The 18,888-nt window shown below is 70.5% G+C and carries 17 protein-coding genes; 8 read left to right on the top strand and 9 right to left on the bottom strand.

What is annotated here, in order from left to right; genetic code table 11:
• Positions 1-36 precede the first annotated feature (36 nt).
• Positions 37-1,695, top strand: a complete 1,659-nt coding sequence (locus AB0M73_RS38520) for a substrate-binding and VWA domain-containing protein (protein ID WP_363902025.1) — start codon at positions 37-39, stop codon at positions 1,693-1,695.
• Between the two features lie 118 nt (positions 1,696-1,813).
• A complete protein-coding gene (locus AB0M73_RS38515) occupies positions 1,814-3,499 on the top strand; it encodes a sulfatase-like hydrolase/transferase (RefSeq protein ID WP_363902023.1) in 1,686 nt (561 codons plus the stop codon).
• On the opposite strand, the gene AB0M73_RS38510 is transcribed toward AB0M73_RS38515, so the two are convergent.
• Complete coding sequence (locus tag AB0M73_RS38510) at positions 3,496-4,209, bottom strand: SDR family oxidoreductase (RefSeq protein ID WP_363902020.1); 714 nt, start codon at positions 4,207-4,209, stop codon at positions 3,496-3,498. The two genes, AB0M73_RS38515 and AB0M73_RS38510, sit on opposite strands and share 4 nt — an antisense overlap.
• A gap of 83 nt (positions 4,210-4,292) precedes the next feature.
• On the opposite strand from AB0M73_RS38510, the gene AB0M73_RS38505 reads away from it, so the two are divergent.
• The 3 genes from AB0M73_RS38505 to AB0M73_RS38495 are packed head-to-tail and all read left to right on the top strand — an operon-like array spanning position 4,293 to position 6,733.
• Positions 4,293-5,159: a LysR family transcriptional regulator gene (locus AB0M73_RS38505; RefSeq protein ID WP_363902017.1), complete on the top strand. Its 867-nt coding sequence runs from the start codon at positions 4,293-4,295 to the stop codon at positions 5,157-5,159.
• 5 nt (positions 5,160-5,164) lie between these two features.
• Positions 5,165-6,172, top strand: a complete 1,008-nt coding sequence (locus AB0M73_RS38500) for an alcohol dehydrogenase catalytic domain-containing protein (protein WP_363902014.1) — start codon at positions 5,165-5,167, stop codon at positions 6,170-6,172.
• Positions 6,173-6,232: 60 nt separating this feature from the next.
• Positions 6,233-6,733, top strand: a complete 501-nt coding sequence (locus AB0M73_RS38495; protein ID WP_363902011.1) for a GNAT family N-acetyltransferase — start codon at positions 6,233-6,235, stop codon at positions 6,731-6,733.
• Here AB0M73_RS38495 and AB0M73_RS38490 read toward each other — a convergent pair.
• Complete coding sequence (locus tag AB0M73_RS38490; RefSeq protein WP_363902008.1) at positions 6,655-7,863, bottom strand: glycosyltransferase family A protein; 1,209 nt, start codon at positions 7,861-7,863, stop codon at positions 6,655-6,657. The two genes, AB0M73_RS38495 and AB0M73_RS38490, sit on opposite strands and share 79 nt — an antisense overlap.
• Positions 7,860-8,936: an XRE family transcriptional regulator gene (locus tag AB0M73_RS38485; RefSeq protein WP_363902005.1), complete on the bottom strand. Its 1,077-nt coding sequence runs from the start codon at positions 8,934-8,936 to the stop codon at positions 7,860-7,862. Before AB0M73_RS38485 ends, AB0M73_RS38490 begins: the two co-directional genes overlap by 4 nt.
• Positions 8,937-9,311: 375 nt before the next feature.
• Here AB0M73_RS38485 and AB0M73_RS38480 point away from each other — a divergent pair, with 375 nt between their 5' ends.
• Entirely contained in the window at positions 9,312-9,524 is a 213-nt protein-coding gene (locus AB0M73_RS38480; RefSeq protein WP_043715563.1) for a hypothetical protein, read from the top strand.
• 14 nt (positions 9,525-9,538) lie between these two features.
• Here the strand turns inward: AB0M73_RS38480 and AB0M73_RS38475 are convergent, their stop codons facing one another.
• Positions 9,539-10,804 carry an Ig-like domain-containing protein gene (locus AB0M73_RS38475; RefSeq protein ID WP_052394103.1) on the bottom strand — a complete coding sequence of 422 codons (1,266 nt, stop codon included), beginning with the start codon at positions 10,802-10,804 and terminating at the stop codon, positions 9,539-9,541.
• Between the two features lie 134 nt (positions 10,805-10,938).
• Positions 10,939-12,378 carry a glycoside hydrolase family 30 beta sandwich domain-containing protein gene (locus tag AB0M73_RS38470; protein WP_363902001.1) on the bottom strand — a complete coding sequence of 480 codons (1,440 nt, stop codon included), beginning with the start codon at positions 12,376-12,378 and terminating at the stop codon, positions 10,939-10,941.
• Between the two features lie 178 nt (positions 12,379-12,556).
• Here AB0M73_RS38470 and AB0M73_RS38465 point away from each other — a divergent pair, with 178 nt between their 5' ends.
• Positions 12,557-13,597 carry a LacI family DNA-binding transcriptional regulator gene (locus tag AB0M73_RS38465; RefSeq protein WP_363901998.1) on the top strand — a complete coding sequence of 347 codons (1,041 nt, stop codon included), beginning with the start codon at positions 12,557-12,559 and terminating at the stop codon, positions 13,595-13,597.
• A 66-nt stretch (positions 13,598-13,663) separates the two neighbouring features.
• Here the strand turns inward: AB0M73_RS38465 and AB0M73_RS38460 are convergent, their stop codons facing one another.
• Positions 13,664-14,392 carry a ThuA domain-containing protein gene (locus tag AB0M73_RS38460; protein WP_363901995.1) on the bottom strand — a complete coding sequence of 243 codons (729 nt, stop codon included), beginning with the start codon at positions 14,390-14,392 and terminating at the stop codon, positions 13,664-13,666.
• Between the two features lie 101 nt (positions 14,393-14,493).
• Between AB0M73_RS38460 and AB0M73_RS38455 the strand changes: the two genes are divergently transcribed.
• Positions 14,494-16,185 (top strand): glycoside hydrolase family 9 protein, encoded by a 1,692-nt coding sequence (locus AB0M73_RS38455; protein WP_363901993.1) that lies wholly within the window; start codon positions 14,494-14,496, stop codon positions 16,183-16,185.
• On the opposite strand, the gene AB0M73_RS38450 is transcribed toward AB0M73_RS38455, so the two are convergent.
• The 3 genes from AB0M73_RS38450 to AB0M73_RS38440 are packed head-to-tail and all read right to left on the bottom strand — an operon-like array spanning position 16,186 to position 18,847.
• Positions 16,186-17,082 carry a BadF/BadG/BcrA/BcrD ATPase family protein gene (locus AB0M73_RS38450; protein WP_363901990.1) on the bottom strand — a complete coding sequence of 299 codons (897 nt, stop codon included), beginning with the start codon at positions 17,080-17,082 and terminating at the stop codon, positions 16,186-16,188.
• Positions 17,079-18,089, bottom strand: coding sequence for a hypothetical protein (locus AB0M73_RS38445; protein ID WP_363901987.1), 1,011 nt, complete (start codon positions 18,087-18,089; stop codon positions 17,079-17,081). The genes AB0M73_RS38450 and AB0M73_RS38445 overlap by 4 nt, the downstream gene beginning before the upstream one ends.
• On the bottom strand, positions 18,086-18,847 hold the full coding sequence (locus tag AB0M73_RS38440; protein ID WP_363901984.1) for a GntR family transcriptional regulator: 762 nt from the start codon (positions 18,845-18,847) through the stop codon (positions 18,086-18,088). The genes AB0M73_RS38445 and AB0M73_RS38440 overlap by 4 nt, the downstream gene beginning before the upstream one ends.
• Positions 18,848-18,888: the final 41 nt, after the last annotated feature.

Below are 18,888 nucleotides of genomic sequence, written 5' to 3'. Positions count from 1 at the left end.
AGGGCCAACAATCCCCTCCGGAGGTGGTTCGAGGCCATGCGTCGGCATCGGCGGGGTTCACGGCGCGGGCGGTTTGTGCTGCCGGTGCTCGTCGCGGTGCTGGCGGTGGGTGCCGTGGTCACGGCCAATGCCTCCAACGCGGCCCGGACCTGCGGCGGGGAGCTGCCGCTGAGGGTGACGGTCACGCCGGCGATGGAGCAGGTGACCCGGCAGGCGGCAGACGGCTTCGAGCGCGACCACGCGGCGGTGAACGGGACCTGCGTCAAGGTCGAGGTGGTGGCCGAGCAGTCGGCGGACGTGGTGGCGGAGCTGCCGACGAAGCCGATCGACCCGCCGGCGCTGTGGATACCGGACTCGCAGCTGTGGGCGTCGACGGCGGCGGAGAAGGACGCGGCGGTGCCGGGGGTGACGCCGAAGATCAGCGCGAGGGGCTCGCTGGCGACCTCCCCGCTGGTGGTGGTGGGCGGCCAGGACGAGGTGGCGAAGCTGGGCTGGCCGCAGTCGTCGGTGAGCTGGAAGCGGCTGGTGGACCCGGATGTGCCGGTGGACATCGCGGACCCGCTGACCAACACCGAGGGCATCGCGACGCTGGGCCTGGCCGAGGGCATGGCCCCGGCGCAGAACGGGACGCCGCCGCCGGAGCTGATCGCCACGCTGCTGCGGCTGCGTGACTCGACGCAGGCCAACATCGACACCTGCTACCAGCTAATGGCCAGGAACCCGGCCACCGCACCGCTTTTCACGGCGACCGAGCAGTCGGTGATCGCGCACAACGCCGGCTCGAAGGTGCCGGCCGTCGCCCTGTATCCGACCGAGGGCTCGGTGCTGTTCGACTACCCGGTGGTGCGTGTGTCCACGGCCGCGGAGCCGGGTGGAACGAGCGCCGCCGCGGACGCGTTCGAGCGCCGGCTGAGATCCGACACGACGGCGAAGTCGTTGAGCGAAGCGGGATTCCGCGAACCGGGCGGCCGCGCGGCGTGGTCGATGCGGCAGGGCGTGCGGATGGACACGCCGAACCGGCTGCCGACGCCGACCACCACCCAGGTGGCGACCGTGCTGCGGGCCTGGGACGTCATCCACCTCGACGGCCGCACCCTGGCGGTGATCGACACCTCCGGCTCGATGGCGGAACCCATGCCGGACGGGCAGTCCCGCATCGACGTCGCCCGTGACGGGGCCCTGGCCGGCATGTCGCTGATGCCCGACACCACATCCGTCGGCCTGTGGACGTTCGCCGAGCACGCGAACGAGCTCGTGCCGCTCGGCCCGCTCGGCGGCAGGACCACCGGGTCGCCGCAACGGCAGGCGCTGCAACAGGCCGCCGTGACGCTACCCACCCTGGTCGGCGGCAACACCGCCCTGTACGACACGGCACTGCAGGCCTACCAGACGCTGCGCGACGGCTACGACGCCACCAAGGTCAACTCCGAGGTGCTGATCACCGACGGCAAGAACGAGACCACCGGCGGTCTGGACCTCGACGGCCTGGTCGCCGCGCTGCGGGCCCAGGTCGACCCGACCCGTCCGATCCAGATCATCGGCATCGGGCTCGGCCCCGACGCCGACATGAACGTGCTCCACCAGCTCGCCACGGCCACCGGCGGCCAGGCCTACCAGGCCCTGAGCGGCGCCGACTTCCGCAGCGTCCTGTTCGACGCGCTGAGCCGCCGACCCTGCGCCACGTCCAACTGTTGACGGATTTCGGGCATCCGGCACATACGGGTGGCCTACGAACGCGGGATTGAACCGAAGCCGAGCCGGGGCCGTGTGCTGGAGTGGCACCATCGCCACCACCGCAGGGAAGGACCTCGGCTTGTCGCTCCTCACGCGCCTTCGCCGGCAGCCCGACGAGGGCACCGACGACCGCACACCGCCGTCGACAGCGCGCCGCGTCCTGGCCGTCACGGCCACCGTGCTCGCATTCCTGCTGGTCCTGTTCGCGCTGGTGGCGCCGGACGACCTGAGCAAGCTGACCCCGCTGGCCTTTGTGCGCATCCCGGTCGAGGGACTGGTCGGCATCCTGGTGCTGTTGCTGCTGCCGGCGAAGTGGCGCAAGCCGGCCGGCATCGTGGCCGGCGGCCTGCTGGGCGTGCTGACCATCCTCAAGCTGACCGACATGGGCTTCTACGCCTCGCTCAACCGGCCTTTCGACCCGGTGTACGACTGGACGTTCCTCGGCCCGGGCCTGGAGTTCGTGCAGGGCCAGGTCGGCGACGCCCTCGGCTGGGTCGCCGCCGCGCTGGTGATCGTCGTCGCGATCGGACTGATCATCTTCACCGCGCTGTCGGTGGCGCGCCTCGGCGGTTACGTCGCCAAGCACCGCACCGGAGCCTTTCGCGGCGTCGCGCTGATGGCGGTGGTCTGGCTCGTGCTGGCCCCGACCGGCGCGCAGCTCGCCGCCGGGCAACCCCTGGCCGCCAGCAACACGGCCGCGCTGGCCGTCAACGACCTGCGGCAGGTCAGCGCGGACATCAAGGATCAGCGGGAGTTCGCCCGCGAGGTGGCGGCCGACCCGTACGTCGGCCAGCCCCACGACAAGCTGCTCAGCGGCCTGCGCGGCAAGAACGTGCTGCTGGTGTTCGTGGAGAGCTACGGCCGGTCCGCGGTGATGAACTCCAGCTTCGCGCCCGCCATCGACGCCGTGCTCGACGCCGGCACGGAGAAGCTCGCCCAGGCCGGATTCGCGGCCAAGAGCGGCTTCCTGACCTCGCCGACGTTCGGCGGCGGCAGCTGGCTGGCCCACTCCACGCTGGAGTCCGGTGTGGACGTCAACAGCCAGTACCGCTACACCAGCCTGATCAACGGCGACCGGTTCACGCTGGCCCGCGCGTTCAACGACGCCGGCTGGCGCACCTTCGCCGACGACCCGGCCAACACCCGCGACTGGGTGCCGGAGAGCCAGTTCTACGGCTACGACAGCGTCTACGACTCGCGCAACGTCGGCTACAAGGGCCCGGTGTTCTCCTACGCCACCATGCCCGACCAGTACTCGATGAACTTCATCCGCCAGCACGAGCTGACCAAGCCCGGCCCGGCGTTCGGCGAGATCGACCTGATCTCCAGCCACGTGCCGTGGACGCCGGCGCCGCAGATGGTGGACTGGAACTCGATGGGCGACGGCTCGATGTTCGGGCCGCAGGCGGCCAACGGCAAGCAGGTCAAGGACGTCTGGCCGGACCAGGCCAAGGTGCAGCAGGCCTACGGCGAGACCATCCAGTACTCGCTGAACACGCTCATCTCGTACCTGCAGAACTTCGGCGACGACAACACGGTGATGGTGTTCCTCGGCGACCACCAGCCGGGGACCCTGGTCAGCGGCACCGCGGCCGACCACGACGTGCCGATCAGCATCGTGGCCAAGGACCCCTCGGTACTCAACCGGGTCGCCGGCTGGGGCTGGACCGACGGGCTCAAGCCGAGCCCGCACGCCCCGCTGTGGCCGATGAGCGCCTTCCGGGACAAGTTCCTGGCGGCCTTCGGCGACCAGCCCACCCGCTAGCGCCCACGGTGCGCGGCGGCGATGCTGCCGCCACCGTCGACACGCAGGATCTGGCCGGTGGTGTAGCCGCCGTCCTCGGACAGCAGGAAGGAGATCGCCGCCGTGACCTCCTCGGGCCGGCCGATGCGGCCGGCCGGGAGGTTGGCCAGGGACCGCAGTTCCTGCGGCGAGCCGACGGGGGTGTTGCGGCGGAACATCTCCGTCTCGGTGGGGCCCGGCGCCACCGAGTTGACGGTGATGCCGCTGCCGGCCAGCTCGCCCGCCCACACCATGGTCAGGGCGTCCAGCGCGCCCTTGGCGGCCGCGTAGGCGCTGCGGTGGGGCGTGCCGAGCGTGACGATGCTGGTGATGTTCACGATGCGCCCCCAGCCGGCGGCCTTCATGGCCGGCAGCGCGGCCTGCGTCGCCTGGACCGCCACGCGGACGTTGCCGTCCAGGGCCCAGGCCAGGTCGTCCAGGTCGATCTCGCCGACCGTGTCGGGCTTGGCGAAGCCGACGTTGTTGACCACGGCGTCGACGTCGCCGACCTTGCCCAGTGCGTCGGCGGTCGCGCCCCGGTCGAGCAGGTCGACCTCGTGGAACTCGCCGGGGAAGTCGGCCGGCGCGGTCCGGGCCAGGCCGATCGGCACGCCGCCGCCGGCCGCGACGCGGTCGGCCAGCACGCGGCCGATGCCCTTGCTGGCCCCGGTGATGAGAATTCGCCTCGTCATGTCCATAACGCTACGGTTGTGGTGACCGGCCGTGAAATGGCTTGTCTGGTATGCGGGCATAACCGTCCGGGTATGGGGGCACGATGACCTTGTCGCAGCTCAGGGCCCTGCTCGCGGTCGTGGAGCACGGCGGATTCACCGCCGCGGCCGACCGCGTCGGCATGTCGCAGCCGGCGGTCAGCCGCTCGGTCGCCACGCTCGAGACGGAGCTCGGCGTGCCGCTGCTGACCCGCTGCCGCGACGGCGTGAAGCTGACCGACGTCGGCGAGATCGTCACCCGGCACGCACGGGAAGCGTTGCGGCACTTCGACCTCATCCACACGGAGGTCGCCGCCCTGGCCGGCGAGGTCACCGGCACGCTGCGGCTGGCCAGCCTGCCGAGCGCCACCGGCACCCTCATTGCCTCGCAGCTGCGGACCTACCGCCAGCGCCATCCCCGGGTCGCCGTGCGGCTGCTGGAAGGTAGCGACAGCGAGGTGCGGGACTGGCTGGACCAGGGCGTGGTCGACGCCGGCGTGGTCACGCTGCCCGCTCCTGGCCTGCTCACCGCCGAGTTGGACAGCCACGAGATGGTCGCCCTCGTGCCGTCCGATCACCGACTGGCCGCGCAAGACGTTGTCACGTATGAGGAATTGGCCGCCGAGCCGTTCATCCGGTCCTCCGGCGGCTGCGCGCGGGTGTTCAACGAGGTGGCCCACGAGGTCGGCGTGCGGCTGGACGTGGCGTTCGAGGCGCGGGAACCCAGCGCCGTGGTGGAGATGGTCGGGGCGGGCCTCGGCGTCAGCATCCTGCCCACGGTCGGCCTGCCCGAGCAGCCCTCCGACGTGGCGATCCGGACCCTGCGGCCGCGCACCGTGCGGCGGCTGGCCGTGGCGATCAGCGCCAGTGCCGCGCCGGCCGCGAAGGCCCTGTTGGAGCAGATCGCCGGGAGCCGAATCCCGGTACGGTGATCGACATGCGCGCATTTCGGATCACCGAGTGGGGCACGCCGCCGCAGGTCGTGGATGTGCCGGTGCCGCAACCAGGTCCGGGGCAGGTGCTGGTCAAGGTGGCCGGCTGCGGGCTGTGCCACACGGACATCTCCCTGCCGCACATGCCGGCCGCGCTGGGCAAGCGCCTCGGTTGGCGCGCGCCGTTCACGCTCGGCCACGAGGCCGCCGGCTGGGTCGCCGGCCTCGGCGACGGCATCACCGGCCTCGCCGAGGGCGATGCCGTCGCCCTGGTCTCGCCGAACTCGTGCGGGCAGTGCTGGCATTGCCAGCGGGGCCTGGATTCCGCCTGCCCCAACGGTCTCGCCGGCCGCGGCTACGGCCGTGACGGCGGGCTGGCCGAGTACGTGCTCGTCGACGGGAAGCGCTTCCTCATCCCGCTGGAGTCCCTCGACCCCGTTACGGCTGGACCGTTAACCGACGCCGGCGCCACCTCGTACCACGCCGTTCGCCGGGCCCTGCCACGGATCTATCCCGGCGGCACCGTGGCCGTGACAGGCGTCGGTGGTCTCGGGTCCTTCGCCGTGCAGTTCCTGCGACTGCTCACTGCCGCCCGCATCCTCGCCGTCGACACCAACCCCGCGCGCCTGGCCGCCGCCACCTCCCTCGGCGCGGACGCCACGGCGTCCTCCCTCGACGGCGTCCGTGGCGCCGACGCCGTCCTCGACTTCGTCGGCACCGACGACACCATCGCCGCCGGCCTGGCCGCCGTGCGCCCCGGCGGCGCCTTCGGCCTCATCGGCGCGGCCGGCGGCCGAATGGAGGCCCCGCTGCTCCGCGCCCTGCCCAAGGACGGCGAGGTCTTCTCCTTCCAGGGCTCTTCGATCACCGACCTGCACGACGTCATCGCCCTGGCCGCCGCCGGCGCTCTGCGCAACGACGTGCAGCGCTTCGCCTTCGACGACGTCGAGGACGCCTACTCCCGCCTGTCCGCCGGCACCCTGGACAGCCCCCGCGCCCTGATCGTCTTCTGACGGGGCCCCACCCTGTCGGACCAGTGACGCGCGCCCCGGCCTCGCCTACCGTCGGACGTGATGGTCGACCTGGAGATACACCCCGTGCGCCTCGGCGAAGCGCCGGCTCTCGGCGCGGCGGGCAACCAGGACGGCTACGTCCGTGACCGGCTGGACCGGCAGTCCGACGGCCGTGGCCTGCTCATCGCCGCCTGGCTCGGGCCCGTGGCCGTCGGCAGCGTCTACCTGTGGCTGGAGCCGGCCGAGGAGCCCGAGATCCGCCTGCACCTGCCCGGCACGCCCCTGATCACCCACCTCGAGGTGTTCGAGGGCCACCGCAACCAGCGCATCGGCACCCGCCTGGTGGAGGCCGCCGAGCAGCTCCTGCGGGACCGTGGGCACAAGTCGGCCGCCCTGGCGGTGGAACTGTCGAACGAGGGCGCGGAACGGCTCTACAAGCGACTCGGCTATCAGGACTGGGACTTCGGCCGGGTGGACTGCGTTCAGCGCGACTGGCTGGCGGACGGCACCCTGGTCGAGAACCTGGAGGAATGCACCGTGTTGGTGAAGCCGCTCGGCTGAGAAATACCGAGCATCAGAAGCACGTCATCCACGTCCTGATTCTTGGCGGTGAAGGTCCGTTCCTGCTTCTCCAGGTGGCGATGCCATTTCCCGCGATCCGTGCGCCACGCCTTCAGATACTGCACGCACAGGTCCGGCGCGATGAGCGTGCATCGGCCGCGAGCGGCCCGCAGCGCCGATTTCATGCGTTCACGTTCGGCCAGGCCCATGTCGGCCTCGTCGACCCGGCGCAGCACGCCATTGATGAAGTCGAGCCGCTTGGCCAGGAACTTCCGCCAGTAGTCCTCATCCGCGTCCTGAACCCGTTTACCCTGGTCGAGCAGCCAGAACACGCCCTCGGCGAGCACGTCCCCGAACTCCTCGGTGCGCGCACGCCGATCGTCGGCGAACGGATCATAAGGCTTCTGAACCGCCAGGCCCGACGTCTTCGCGATCGGTCGCAACCCTGTGTCGTTCAGTAGGAAGAACCAGTCCTCGTTGTACACGTCCGGAAAGAAGGAATCGCACGAGGCGGTGTTCACGGCCAGCGCCCCGCCGCCGACAAAGGTGTCCTGAAGGCCGCCGGTCTCGCGATGGGCGTGACACACCACGGAATTGTCGGGGAATCCACCGACCGTGAGGCCGACACCGTCGAACTGGTGCAGCAGCCGCACGGCGTCGGTGAGGTGCTGGGGATCCGGAATGGTGATGTCGTCGTCCAGGAAAACGACGTGCTTCCACCCCGCCAATCGCGCGACCAGCAGGCCCATGTTGCGTTTGCGGCTGGTGTCCGTGCCACGAGCGAAGGGCGTGCCGGCCAACAACGAGGTCGTGCCGAACGCCGGCAACAAGGCGGGGGCGACGTCGCGCATGTCCACCGCTGCGATGTCGACCCCGCTGGACCAGGCCAGGCTGCGCGCCTGGTTGGCCCGCGAGTGCTGGCTGTTCAGCGTGACCAGCGTGCAGCGCAGCTTGGCGGCCAGTTCGACGGCCCGGCGGAGGTAGCCGGCCGGGCGCGAGGTGGGCACGATGATCGCGTCGACCTCGCAGGTCCCGAGCCGGGGCTCGACGACCATGGTCAGCAGGTTGCGGTGCGAGCCATGGTGCAGCACGGGATGGTCGAGGCTCGCCGCGGTGATGGCGTGGGTCAAGTGGTGGCCTCCGGCCATTCATGGAGGCGAGTCTCGGCGACGGTCCAGTCGGGGGTCAGAACTTCTCCGTCCACCACCTGCACACGCATCAGCAGGCTGTAGGCACCGTGCCGGTCCAGCTGGTCACGGGCGTAGTCGTCGTTTCGCTCGCGGAATTTGACGTCGGTGAGGGCGCGCACGGCGCCGTAGGTGCCACGGCCGAACATGCCGTTGCAGATGGTGACGGTTCGCGCCATGTTGAACGGGTTCTGGCCGCGGTAGAAGTGCGCCACGTCCTCCAGCAACCGGCCGGAGTGGACGGTGGGCGAGTACATGCGCCTGCCGTTCTCGGTCACCTCGAAGCCGCTGGGCTCGTCCGTCCTGAGCCGGGTTATCTGCTCCACTGGCACATCTACGCGTGACAGCAGTTCCCGGGTCACGCCGTTCCAGTCGACGCCGCCGAGCAGCACCAGGTGCTTGGTGTAGTCGTCCCGGTCGAGCTGGTCGGCCCGCTTGAAGTCGACGTGGCTGACCGAGTTGACCGCGCGGATGTGACCGAACAGCTCGATCAGGGCGTCGGGATCCGCGTATGTGTACAGGTCGACGTAGTCGGGGTCGTTCGGGTCCGTGTAGGAACCCATGGAGTGCACCAGGTCCCGGGGTAGCCGGGCACAGACGATGACGATGTCGTACGGGTCGGGGAACTGCCACAGGCCCCGTGACGGCTCCGCTGTCGCGGCGACCGGGTGGGCGACGCGCTGCCCTGGCCGGAGCGCGGTGAGTGACGCGAGCAACTCGTCGTAGCCGGCTCGCTCCGCCGCGGTGAGTTCCGCCAGGGAAAGCAGGCGGTGCCCGTTGCCCTCGATCGACCGCCGCGTGGCGAAGAACCGGGCGTACTGCTCCAGGCGATTGGCCGGCGGAACCCGGGGCGAGGTGGTGCTCTCCCACGAGGAGATCAGGGGCACGCTTGCCGACCGCTCGCGACTGAACGCCTCGGCCAGGTGGGCCTGCGTGACGACGCGCCCCGGCCATGTTTCTTCCCGCAACGCCCGCAGGCGGCTGGGGAGATCAGATGCGGGAGAGGGCGGGTGCACGGCGGTAAACCCCTTCAGTTAACTTCACCATACCTCGCTGAAGCTGGCACGGTACACCATCCGCCAGGTGTACCGATGTAGGGCATCCACTAGCGTGTCGAAACCCTCTTGTCCACCTGCGGATCGCGCCCTACTCTAGTACTTCACTAAGTTCAGACTGAAGTTGACTGAGCTTGGTGAAGTTCAGGAGGTGGATGATGAACCACTCGGTGAACTACTGCGCACGGCAGCCTCCCGACGAGCCCCGCCGCGGAAGCCGGCGGCCCGCTCCGGTCGGGATCCGTCTCGCCTCACCCGGTTCACGGCCGGCCGCGCCGGCCGGGGCGTCCCCACACCGTCCCTGACCCGCATCACCCGCAGTCGCCGGGAGTTGCCATGAACAGCTCGGATCTGTCCTCCATGTTCGCGATCGCCCTCGGGCTCGGCGTCGTGCTGCTCATCGTCGTGGTCCGCGTGCTGGGCCGCATCCTGTCCTCGGTGCAGAACCTGCTCGGCACGGCCGGCAAGGTCTTCGCCGGCATGCTGTTCGCCTCCACGGTGTGCGGCATCCTGCTCACCACCATCGTGCTGGCGATGGCGAGCGCCTGAACCGCGCCCTCGCCCTACGAGGCGAGGGCGTTGTTCTCGGCGGAGATGCCGGCCGGTGTGACGGCGGTGGACGCGGCGACCGAGGTGGGCGCGACCAGGGAGCTGCCCGAGGGGCCGGCCTGCACGGCCTGGTGGGTGGCGCTCTTGCCGAGCAGGGTGGCCCAGTTGTCGAACCAGTCGGTCCAGCCGTCGCCGGGCTGCCCGGCCAGCGGACTGCCGGTGATGGTCACGGGATCGCCCGGCAGCTCTTCCTCGTAGTAGGCCTGAGCGGCGTCGGGCGCCATGTTCACGCAGCCGTGGCTGACGTCCTCGGTGCCCTGCTGCCCGACCGACCAGTAGGCGTCGTGCAGGTAGTCGCCGCTCCAGGTGAAGCGCACCGACCACGGCACCTTGAGGTCGTAGTAGCCGGGCCCGCCGGGCGCGATGTCGGACGGCTTCATCTCGACGGGGTTGCCCTTGTCGATGGTCAGGTAGGTGCCGTTGGGGGTGTCGTGGCCGGGCTTGCCGGTGCTGATCGCCCAGTCGTACTGGAGCTGCCCGTTCTTGTACACCTGCATGTGGTGCGTGGCGGTGCCGGCGACGACCACGATGGAGTCGCCGATGCTGAACGTCTGGGTGAGCTCGGCGGCCCCGTAGACGCCGGGGGAGATCTGCACGCCGTTGAGGTGCCCGTCGAAGGTGACCTTGGTGTTGGCCGGCCAGTACTCGCGCGGCCGGAAGTTGACGTGCGTGTCGTCGGTCCACGCCCACGCCCCGACCACCGGCTGCGAGGTGGTCAGCTGGAGGGCCTGCTCGACGGCGGCCTTGTTCTGCACGGGCTTGTCGAAGGTGAGCATGATCGGCATGCCGACGCCGTAGGTGGAGTTCTCGCCCTCGAAGATGTGCGTGTGCACGACGGCGTTGGGCGTGACGGTGGTGAACTTGCTGGTGCTGGTGGTGGCCTTGCCGGCGGCGTTGGTCGCGGTGGCCGCGACCGTGTAGGTCTGCGACACGTTGAGCACGCCGGTGCTGGTCCACGTCTTGTCGCCGTCGCTGAGCTTGCCGGTGACGTGCTCGCCGCCGCTGATCTCGACGTCGGTGATCTTGCCGCCGTCGGCGGTGATCTTGATCGGCGTCTCGGTGGCCACGGCCTGCCCGTCGGCGGCCGGGCTGATCGCCACCTTGGCCGGCGGGGGCGGGGGTGTGGTGCTGGTGGGCGCCGATCCGCCGGTCGCCCCGCCGGAGCACCCGGCCACCAGCAGTCCGGTCACGGCCACAACGGCCGCCGGCCACCTCTTCATCACGCCACGCCCTTCCGATAACACAGCCACTGTTCGATCATCCCGCGCGAGGCGCGGATCGCACAGTTCTTTCTGTGTACTCGGACGCTGTCGGGGCCGGGCGGGTTGCTTCGCCCGCCCGGCCCGGAGCAAATTCAGCGCCAGGTGAAGGTGGCGACCGCCTTCGCGGGCAGGGTGTAGCTGAACGAACGGCCGTGCTCGGACACGGTGAACGTGTGCGCGGCGGCCCCGTCGGAGTTCAGCACGAGCAGCGCGGTCGAGCCGTCCGGGTTGCGGAAGGCGACATCCTCGACATTGTTCGCGCCGAACGTGTTCGAGTCGATCCGCACGGCCCCGGGCTTCACGAACTTGCTGGCCTGGCCGAGCACGTAGTACTCCGCGTTGTACGACACCGAATTGGCGGCGTTGTCCACAGTGACCGCACCGGTGCACGTGGTGCAGTGCATGGTGGGGCCGCCGCTCGGGTCGAGCGCAACGTTCCACGTCACCACGGACTTGGCCCAGTTCCGGGTGCCGCCGATGATCAGGTGCTGGGTCTGCCAGACCAGCGAGTCGGAGAACGTGTTGGCGTGGTCGGACGACTGCGAGCCGGAGCACTCGGTGAAGTACGCGTCCTTGGCCGGGTAGGCGTCGTGCACGACCGACTGCGCGTCGGGATTGCCGCCGTAGCAGTGCCACGCCGCGCCGCTGGTGTACTTCGAGGCCTGGGGGTCGCCGAGCACCGTGGACGGGTACTGGGTGTCGTCCCAATTGTGGTCGTAGGCCAGGATTCCGGTGCGCAGTCCGGCGTCACGCAGGGCCGGGCCGAGGTAGTCGCCGATGAACTTCGCCTGGTCGGCGGCGGTCATCGTGGCGCCGGGATAGTCGGCGGGGGAGTACTCGGGCTCGTTCTGCGCCGACAGCAGCGACACCGGCACGCCGGCTTTTCGGTACGACTGCACGAACTTCACCAGATAGTTCGCGTATGCCCGAAGTGTCTGGTCGTCGGTCTTGACCGAGCCGCCGATCATGGAGCCGCTGGTCTTCATCCAGCCCGGCATGCTCCACGGCGTGGCCATCACCGTGGTCTGCGGGTTGAGCCGCAGCGCCTGCCGCAGGATCGGCAGGATGTAGTCCTGGTCGTGCTGCACGGAGAAGTGCGCCAGCTTCGGGTCGGCCGGCCCGTCGTCGTAGCTGAACAGCGAGCGCGAGAAGTCCGAGGCGCCGATGGGCTGGCGCAGGAAGTCCAGTCCGATGCCGCGGCGCGGGTCGAACAGCTTGGTCATGATCGCGTCCCGCTGCGGCGAGTTGGCGATCAGCCAGGCCGACGAGTCGGTGAACGACGCCCCGAACCCGGAGATGGACTGGTATCTCCTGGTCTGGTCGATGCTGATGGTCTGATTGGTGGTCTGGCTGCCGGCGGCGGCGCGGCCGAAGGCGGTGCCCGGCATCGGCGTCAGCAACCGGCTCTGGTCCGCGGTGGTCTCCCACACCGACACCGCCGTCCAGGGCGAAGCGTCGGCGGTGACCGCCAAGGGTGCGGTGAGTGCGAGTGTCGCGGCGATGGCCGCCACGACGGTGGCACGGGACGTCATCGGCCCCTCCCGAGGTCCTGAAACAAAATGGAACAGAACTGGAACAATTGCCGGCGCGGACAGCAAAGCAGTCGCTCCTCGGCACTGTCAACGCCGTGTGAACCGGGTGTTCACAAATGTGTGCCCTAAATCGGAGCGCGGAGTTAGACTGCCGAAATGAAACACGGGGCTGAAACAAATGGCTAGGCGCGGCGGGGGCCGGGCCACCGTGCGGGACATCGCGGCCGACGCCGGGGTGTCCATCGCGACCGTCTCACGCGTGCTCAACGACAGCGAGGACGTCGCGCCGCCCACCCGCGACCTGGTGCTGGCGGCCATCGAACGCCTCGGCGGGCTCGCCCCCGTGCCGCGCGCCCGCCGCAACCGGATCGCCGAGGGCGCGGTGTACGTGCACTGCCCGTACGTGCTCAGCGACTACTTCGGACTGATCGTGTCCTCGGTGGCCGAGACCCTCGACCTGCACGGCCGACGCCTGCTGCTCAACGCCGGCGAGGCCGCCCAGCGCAAGGCCGTGCTACCTGGACTGTCGCTGATGAGCGGCGTCGCCGGCGCCATCATGCTGCTGCCGCCCGAGCCCAGCGAGCAGCTGCTGGCCCTGCGCGGCTCCGGATTTCCCTTTGTGGTCATCGATCCCCGCACCAACCTGCCCCGGGACATCGCCGCCGTCTCCGCCGCCCACTTCACCGGCGCCCGGCGGCTCACCCAGCATCTGCTGGAGCTCGGGCACCGCCGCATCGGCATCATCGCCGGCCCCGGCAACTGGCTGGCCGCCGACGCCCGCCGCGCCGGCCACGCCGCCGCGCTGGCCGAGGTCGGCGTGCTCACCCCGCCCGCGTTGATCCGCAGCGGCGAACCCACCACCGAGGAGGGTTTCCGGCTGGCCACCGAGCTTCTCGGCCTGCCCGACCGCCCCACCGCGCTGATCGGCTTCAACGACAAGATGGCCGTCGGCGCCATGTCCGCCGCCGCCCGCCTGGGATTGCGCGTGCCGCAGGACCTGTCGGTCGCCGGCTTCGACGACATCGACCTCGCCCGTGCCACGCGGCCTCTGCTCACCACCGTGCGGCAGCCGTTGGAGGAGATGGGGCGGATGGCCGTCACCCTGCTCATGCGGCTGCTGGAACGGCATCAGCTGGAGGCGTTGCACGTGGAGCTGGCCACGGAGTTGATAGTGCGCGATTCCACCGCCCCCGCCCCAACCCCCGCGAGTCCCGTCTAGCGTCACACCGAAACGCTGAATCCGATTCATACATTCGGTGTGACGCTGAGCGGGACTCGCGGGGGGTCAACGGTCGATGAAGCGGCCGTTGCCCAGTGGCCAGCGGGTGGACCAGGTCTCGATGTCCTGCTCGGGCACGCCGGCCGTCCACAGCACGGCCTGCCGGACCAGCTGCCGGAACCAGGGATTGCCCCAGGCGCGCGGATCGTGGCCCAGCGCCGTGTAGCAGACCCGGCCTTTCCCGTGCTCCCGCACGTAGGCGATGGGCTGCGGCCCGGTCGGGGTGTCCCGCTCGGCCAGCACCTCGATGTCGGGCCGGCAGTCGATCAGGTAGTACTCGTCGTCGATGGCGAAGTCGCCGAGGTGACGGGTGACCGGGTGTCCGGCCTTGACCCGCACCTCGAACCGGCCCTCGGAGCCGGCGTCGCCGTGCGAGAGATACCGGGAGCCGACCAGGTCGACACCGGCGCGGTCCGCCTCGACGCCGCCGGGGCCGAAGCCGAACAGGTTGCTGGCGTGGATGGCGACCAGGCCCTTGCCGGCGGCCACCAGGTCGGCGAGCGCCTGCTGTTCGGCCGGGTCGAACCGTGGCCCGGACAGGTACAGCACGTAGACGTCGGCCTCGGCAGTGGCGGGCATGGGATCGGCGAAGCGGTGTACGCCGACGCCCCGCGCCGCCGGCAGCCCGGCCTCGGTGACGATCTCCTGCAGCGCCAGTGCGGCGCCGATCAGGTCGTGGTGCAGATCGGTCCCGTCGACGAGCACCAGCGTGGACGGGATGGCGCGCAGCTTCACAGCCACCGACGCTACCGAGAATACGCGGCGTCGACAATACAAAGGTAAGTCCAGAGCCATACCAGTTGAACCAAGGCGAGCCGTGGGCTACCGTCGGTGCGGTGCCGACCACGATCCTGACCAGTCACCTCGGCTACGACTCCGCCGGCAGCAAGAAGGCCGTGCTGCTGCACACCGAACCCACCGAGATCCGCTCGGCAGCGTTGGTGGGCGCGGACGGCACGCGGCTGGAGCTGACGCCGGGTCCTGAGGTGACGGTGGACCGCTGGTCGGTCGGCTCCTTCCGCCGTCTCGACTTCAGCAGCGCCCGCGAGCCGGGCACGTACCAGGTGGAGATCGGGACGGCGGAAGGACTTCAGCGCTCGCTGCCGTTCGCCGTCGCCGACAAGGCTGTGCCGGCCACCGCGATGTCCGACTGTGTCAACTACTTCCGCGCGGTCCGCTCCACCGGCGAGATCGACCGCAAGGACCGCGCCGCCCGCTTCTACGACGACGACTCGGGCCGCACGGTCGACGCCCGCGGCGGCTGGCTGGACGCCTCCGGCGACTTCAGCAAGTTCCTCAGCCACCTCACGTACACGCGGATGATGAGCCCGCAGCAGATCCCGTTGTGCGCGTGGGCCTTCTTCGCCGCGCGGGACAACCTGCGCGCCACCGACCCGGCCCTGTCCGACGCGCTGGGGGCCAAGCTGCGGGACGAGGGCCTGCACGGCGCCGACTTCCTGGTTCGCTTCCAGGCGCCGGAGGGTTACTTCTACACCGGCATCTTCGACGCGCTGACCAAGAACCTCGACGAGCGTGTGATCAACGCGCCGCTCCAGGACAGCGTCCGCACCCAGCGCTGGCAGGCCGCGTTCCGCCACGGCGGCGGATTGGCGATCGCCGCGTTGGCCCGTGCCTCGATGTCCGAGGTCAGCGGCGACTTCACCCAGGCCGAGTACCTGCGGACGGCCCGCCGGGGCTTCGATCACCTGCGGGAGCACAACACCGAGTACAGCTTCGACGGCACCGAGAGCGTCATCGACGACTACTGCGCCCTGCTGGCCGCCGCGGAGCTGGTCAATGCCGGCGAAAGCCTGGTGTCGGCGGCGGAATCCCGGGCCACGTCGCTGATCTCCCGCTACACCAACGGTCCCGGCTTCGGTTACCTCGTCGGCGACGTCGAGGGCCGGCCGTTCTTCCACGCCGCCGAGCCGGGCCTGCCGATCATCGCGCTGCTCCGCTTCGCTGAGGTCTGCCCCGACTCCCCGGTCGCCGCCCAGGCCCGCGTCACCGCGCTGGCCCTGGCCCGGGACGCCGTGCGCCTCAACGAGGAAGTGGACAACCCGTTCGGCGTCAACCGGCAGTACGTGCAGCCCAAGGGGGAGGAACCGCGTACCAGCTTCTTCTTCCCGCACGGCAACGAGACCGGCTACTGGTGGCAGGGCGAGAACGCCGGCATCTGCTCCGCCGCCTACGCCGCCCTGGTCACCGCCGCCCAGCCGGAGTGCGACGACGAACTGCGTGAGCGCCTTCAGGTGCTGGCCGACGACCAGGTGCACTGGGTGCTCGGCCTGAACCCGTTCGACAGCTGCATGTTGCAGGGCCGGGGTCGTAACACCCCCGAGTACCACGCCATCTTCAAGAACGTGCCCGGCGGCATCCTCAACGGCATCACCGCCGGGTTCGCCGACGAGCACGACATCGACTTCATGCCGCCCGCCCCGGTCGCCGCGGGCAACGCGTGGCGCTGGGCCGAACAGTGGATCCCGCACTCCGCCTGGTTCGTGCTGGCGGCGTCCCTGCTGCGGTGATCAGTGTTGGGGCGTCAGCATTCGTAGGGCGAGGACCACACCGCCGGCCACCGGCGGCACGTCCAGCAGCCGCAGCGAGAGTGACGGGTAGAAGTCGGCCAGCCGGGCCCGGAACCGCTCGGCCAGGCGCGGCTGGTTGACGATCACGCTGCCCGCCGCCACCACCGTGTCGCCGACCGCGCCGCGGGCGATCAGCTGACACACCAACAACTTCAGGCCTCGGGCCGCCTCGTCGACCACCCGCGCCGCCAACGTCGAACCCCCGTCGGCCGCCGCGAACACCGCCGCCGCGCCCGGACCCCAGTTCTCCGGCGTCGGCACATCGTTGACCGCCCGCGCCAGGGCCGGCGGGTCCGGGACCGCGTAGTGCTCCAGCAGCGCCCGCATCAGGCCGTCATCCGGCCGGCGATCGTCGTACGCCGCCAGGGCCGCCTTCGTCGCCTCACGGACAATGGCCGGCGCACTCGCTTCGTCGCCGAGCACCCATCCCCAGCCACCCGCGTACAACGCCGTGCCATTGGCGTCCGCGCCGAGGGCGATGGAGCCCGTGCCGGCGATCACACCGATGCCGCGCTCCAGTCCCGCCGCCGGCACCAGCAGCTGGGCGTCGTTGACCATCGTCGCCCGAACCCCAAGGGCCCCAAGCGCTTCCGTCAGCTCGTGGCAGTGCTCCTGCGTGTCGCACCCCTGCGCCCCGATGCCCGCGGCGACGATCTCGTCCTCCTCCGGCACCGCCAGCGACAGCACCGACCGCAGCCACCGCGCCGCCGCCCCCACCGGCGTCGCCGACCACGCGTCCGCCGGCCACTGGTGGTCGCCCACCACCTTCCCGTCCGGCGTCGCGACCCGCACCGCGACCTTCGTGCCTCCGACGTCGACCCCGACCACAACTCTCATAGCCCCGGCACCTTGATGTCGTTGTTGTGGAACACGAATTCCTCGATCGCCACGCCACGGACGGCGGCGACGGCCTCGACCAGGATCTGCACGACCACGATCTGGGCGATGGCGGCCTGCGCGGGAGGCAGGGCGGGCAGGCGCACGGTGTGCACGAGCGGGCCGGGGTCGATGTCCTCGCTGGTGACGAGGATCGTCGGATGACCGGCCGCGGCCAGCGTCTCCGCTGCGGCGAGCTCGCGGTCGCCGCCAAACAGCACGTGCACGCCGCCGCCCGCGGACTCCATGGAGCCGTGCAGGTACTGGCGGGTGCTCATGCCGGTGGACGGAATCCGTGCCACCTCACGGAACAGCAGAGCGCCGGCCTCGGCCGACCCCACGAACGGCCCCGCCCCGACGAAGTCAGCCGACGTCGCCGCGGCGAACAACGGGGCCAGCGCACGGATCCGCGGCCCCTGATCGCGGTCGATCGTCGCCACCACGTCGCCGATGCACGCCCAGCCGTCGTCGATCTTGCCCCCGTGCCAGGCGTCGGCGATCAGCCCCAGCGCCGCCACCGTGGCCGTGAAGCCGATGGTGGAGGCGTAGCTGTCGGCGATGTTGCCCAGATCGACCAGGCCCGACGCGAGGTCCGCGATCGGCGACGGCACGACGTTGACCACCGCGTACCGCTTGGCGAACGGTATCGTCTCCAGCACCGCCAGAGTCTCCGCGCTGCGCCCGCTCTGCGACACCCCGAACACCGGATGCGTGCTCGGCGGGAACGGCAGCGGATGGTCACCCGCCCCCAGCCGCCACGAGTGGATCCCCCGCGACCGCAGCGCCCACACCGGCGCACACGCCGCCGCCAGGCTCGCCCCGATTCCCACGAAAACCGGTCCAGGACCGGAAAAACGACCCCCAGAAGCCAGCTCCGCCACCGAGCCGGCCAGACGGTCGACCGCCGCCGCCAGGTCCGCCGCCTGAGTGGCGCGGGCCCGCGTGTAGGCGATGAAGCCGTCGATCATGTCTGCTCCGTTCCTGCATTTCTCGTGAAGGACGTGCGCAGCCGGTAGCGGTCGCCCGCGTACCGGATGGTGGAGGACAGCAGCGGGCGGCCGGAGCGGTCCCGGACCACCTGGCGCATCTGCAGGATGGGCGTGGCCTCCGGCACGTCCAGGTGCTCGGCGACGGCCGCGGTGGCCGGGCGGGCCTCGATGGTGGTGTCGGCCTGGGCCAGCTGGAAACCGCGGCCGGAGACGATCTCGTAGAGGGACGCGGTGGTGAAGTCCAGCCGGCCGAAGTCCTCAGCGACGTCGGTGGGCAGCACGGACTCGTCCACGGCGATGGGCACGCCGTCGAGCAGGCGGACCCGGTCGAGCCGGAACAGAGGGGTGCCGGGCGCGATCTGGAAGGCCTCGGCCTCGTCGAAACTGGCCGGGGCGGCCACTGCGCGGAGCACGGTGGACGTGGGCGCCAAGCCCATCCGGCGGGCGGTCTCGGAGAACGACTCCAGGGTGTTGGGCCAGTCGCCGCGCTCGGGTGAGGTGACGTACCAGCCGCGGCCGTGGGCCGAGCGCAGCACACCCTCGTCGACCAGCGCGGATAGGGCCTTGCGCAACGTCACCCGGGAGATGGCCAGCTGCTGGCAGAGGTCCCGCTCCGGTGGCAGCCGTGCGCCGGGGCGCAGCTCGCCGTCCGCGATCCGGGTGCGCAGCAGCGACGCCGCCTGCGTCCACAGCGGCTCCGGGTAGGCGGCGGGCAGCACCGGCTGTTCGGCGGTCACACGGGCCCCTGCATCGGCTGTACCTCCTGTCGGCGGATGAC

This window comes from Kutzneria sp. NPDC051319, assembly GCF_040682195.1.
In the GTDB taxonomy this organism is placed as follows: Bacteria; Actinomycetota; Actinomycetes; order Mycobacteriales; family Pseudonocardiaceae; genus Kutzneria.
Note: the sequence above shows the minus strand (reverse complement) of the source record. Positions and strands in the feature narration are given on the sequence as shown.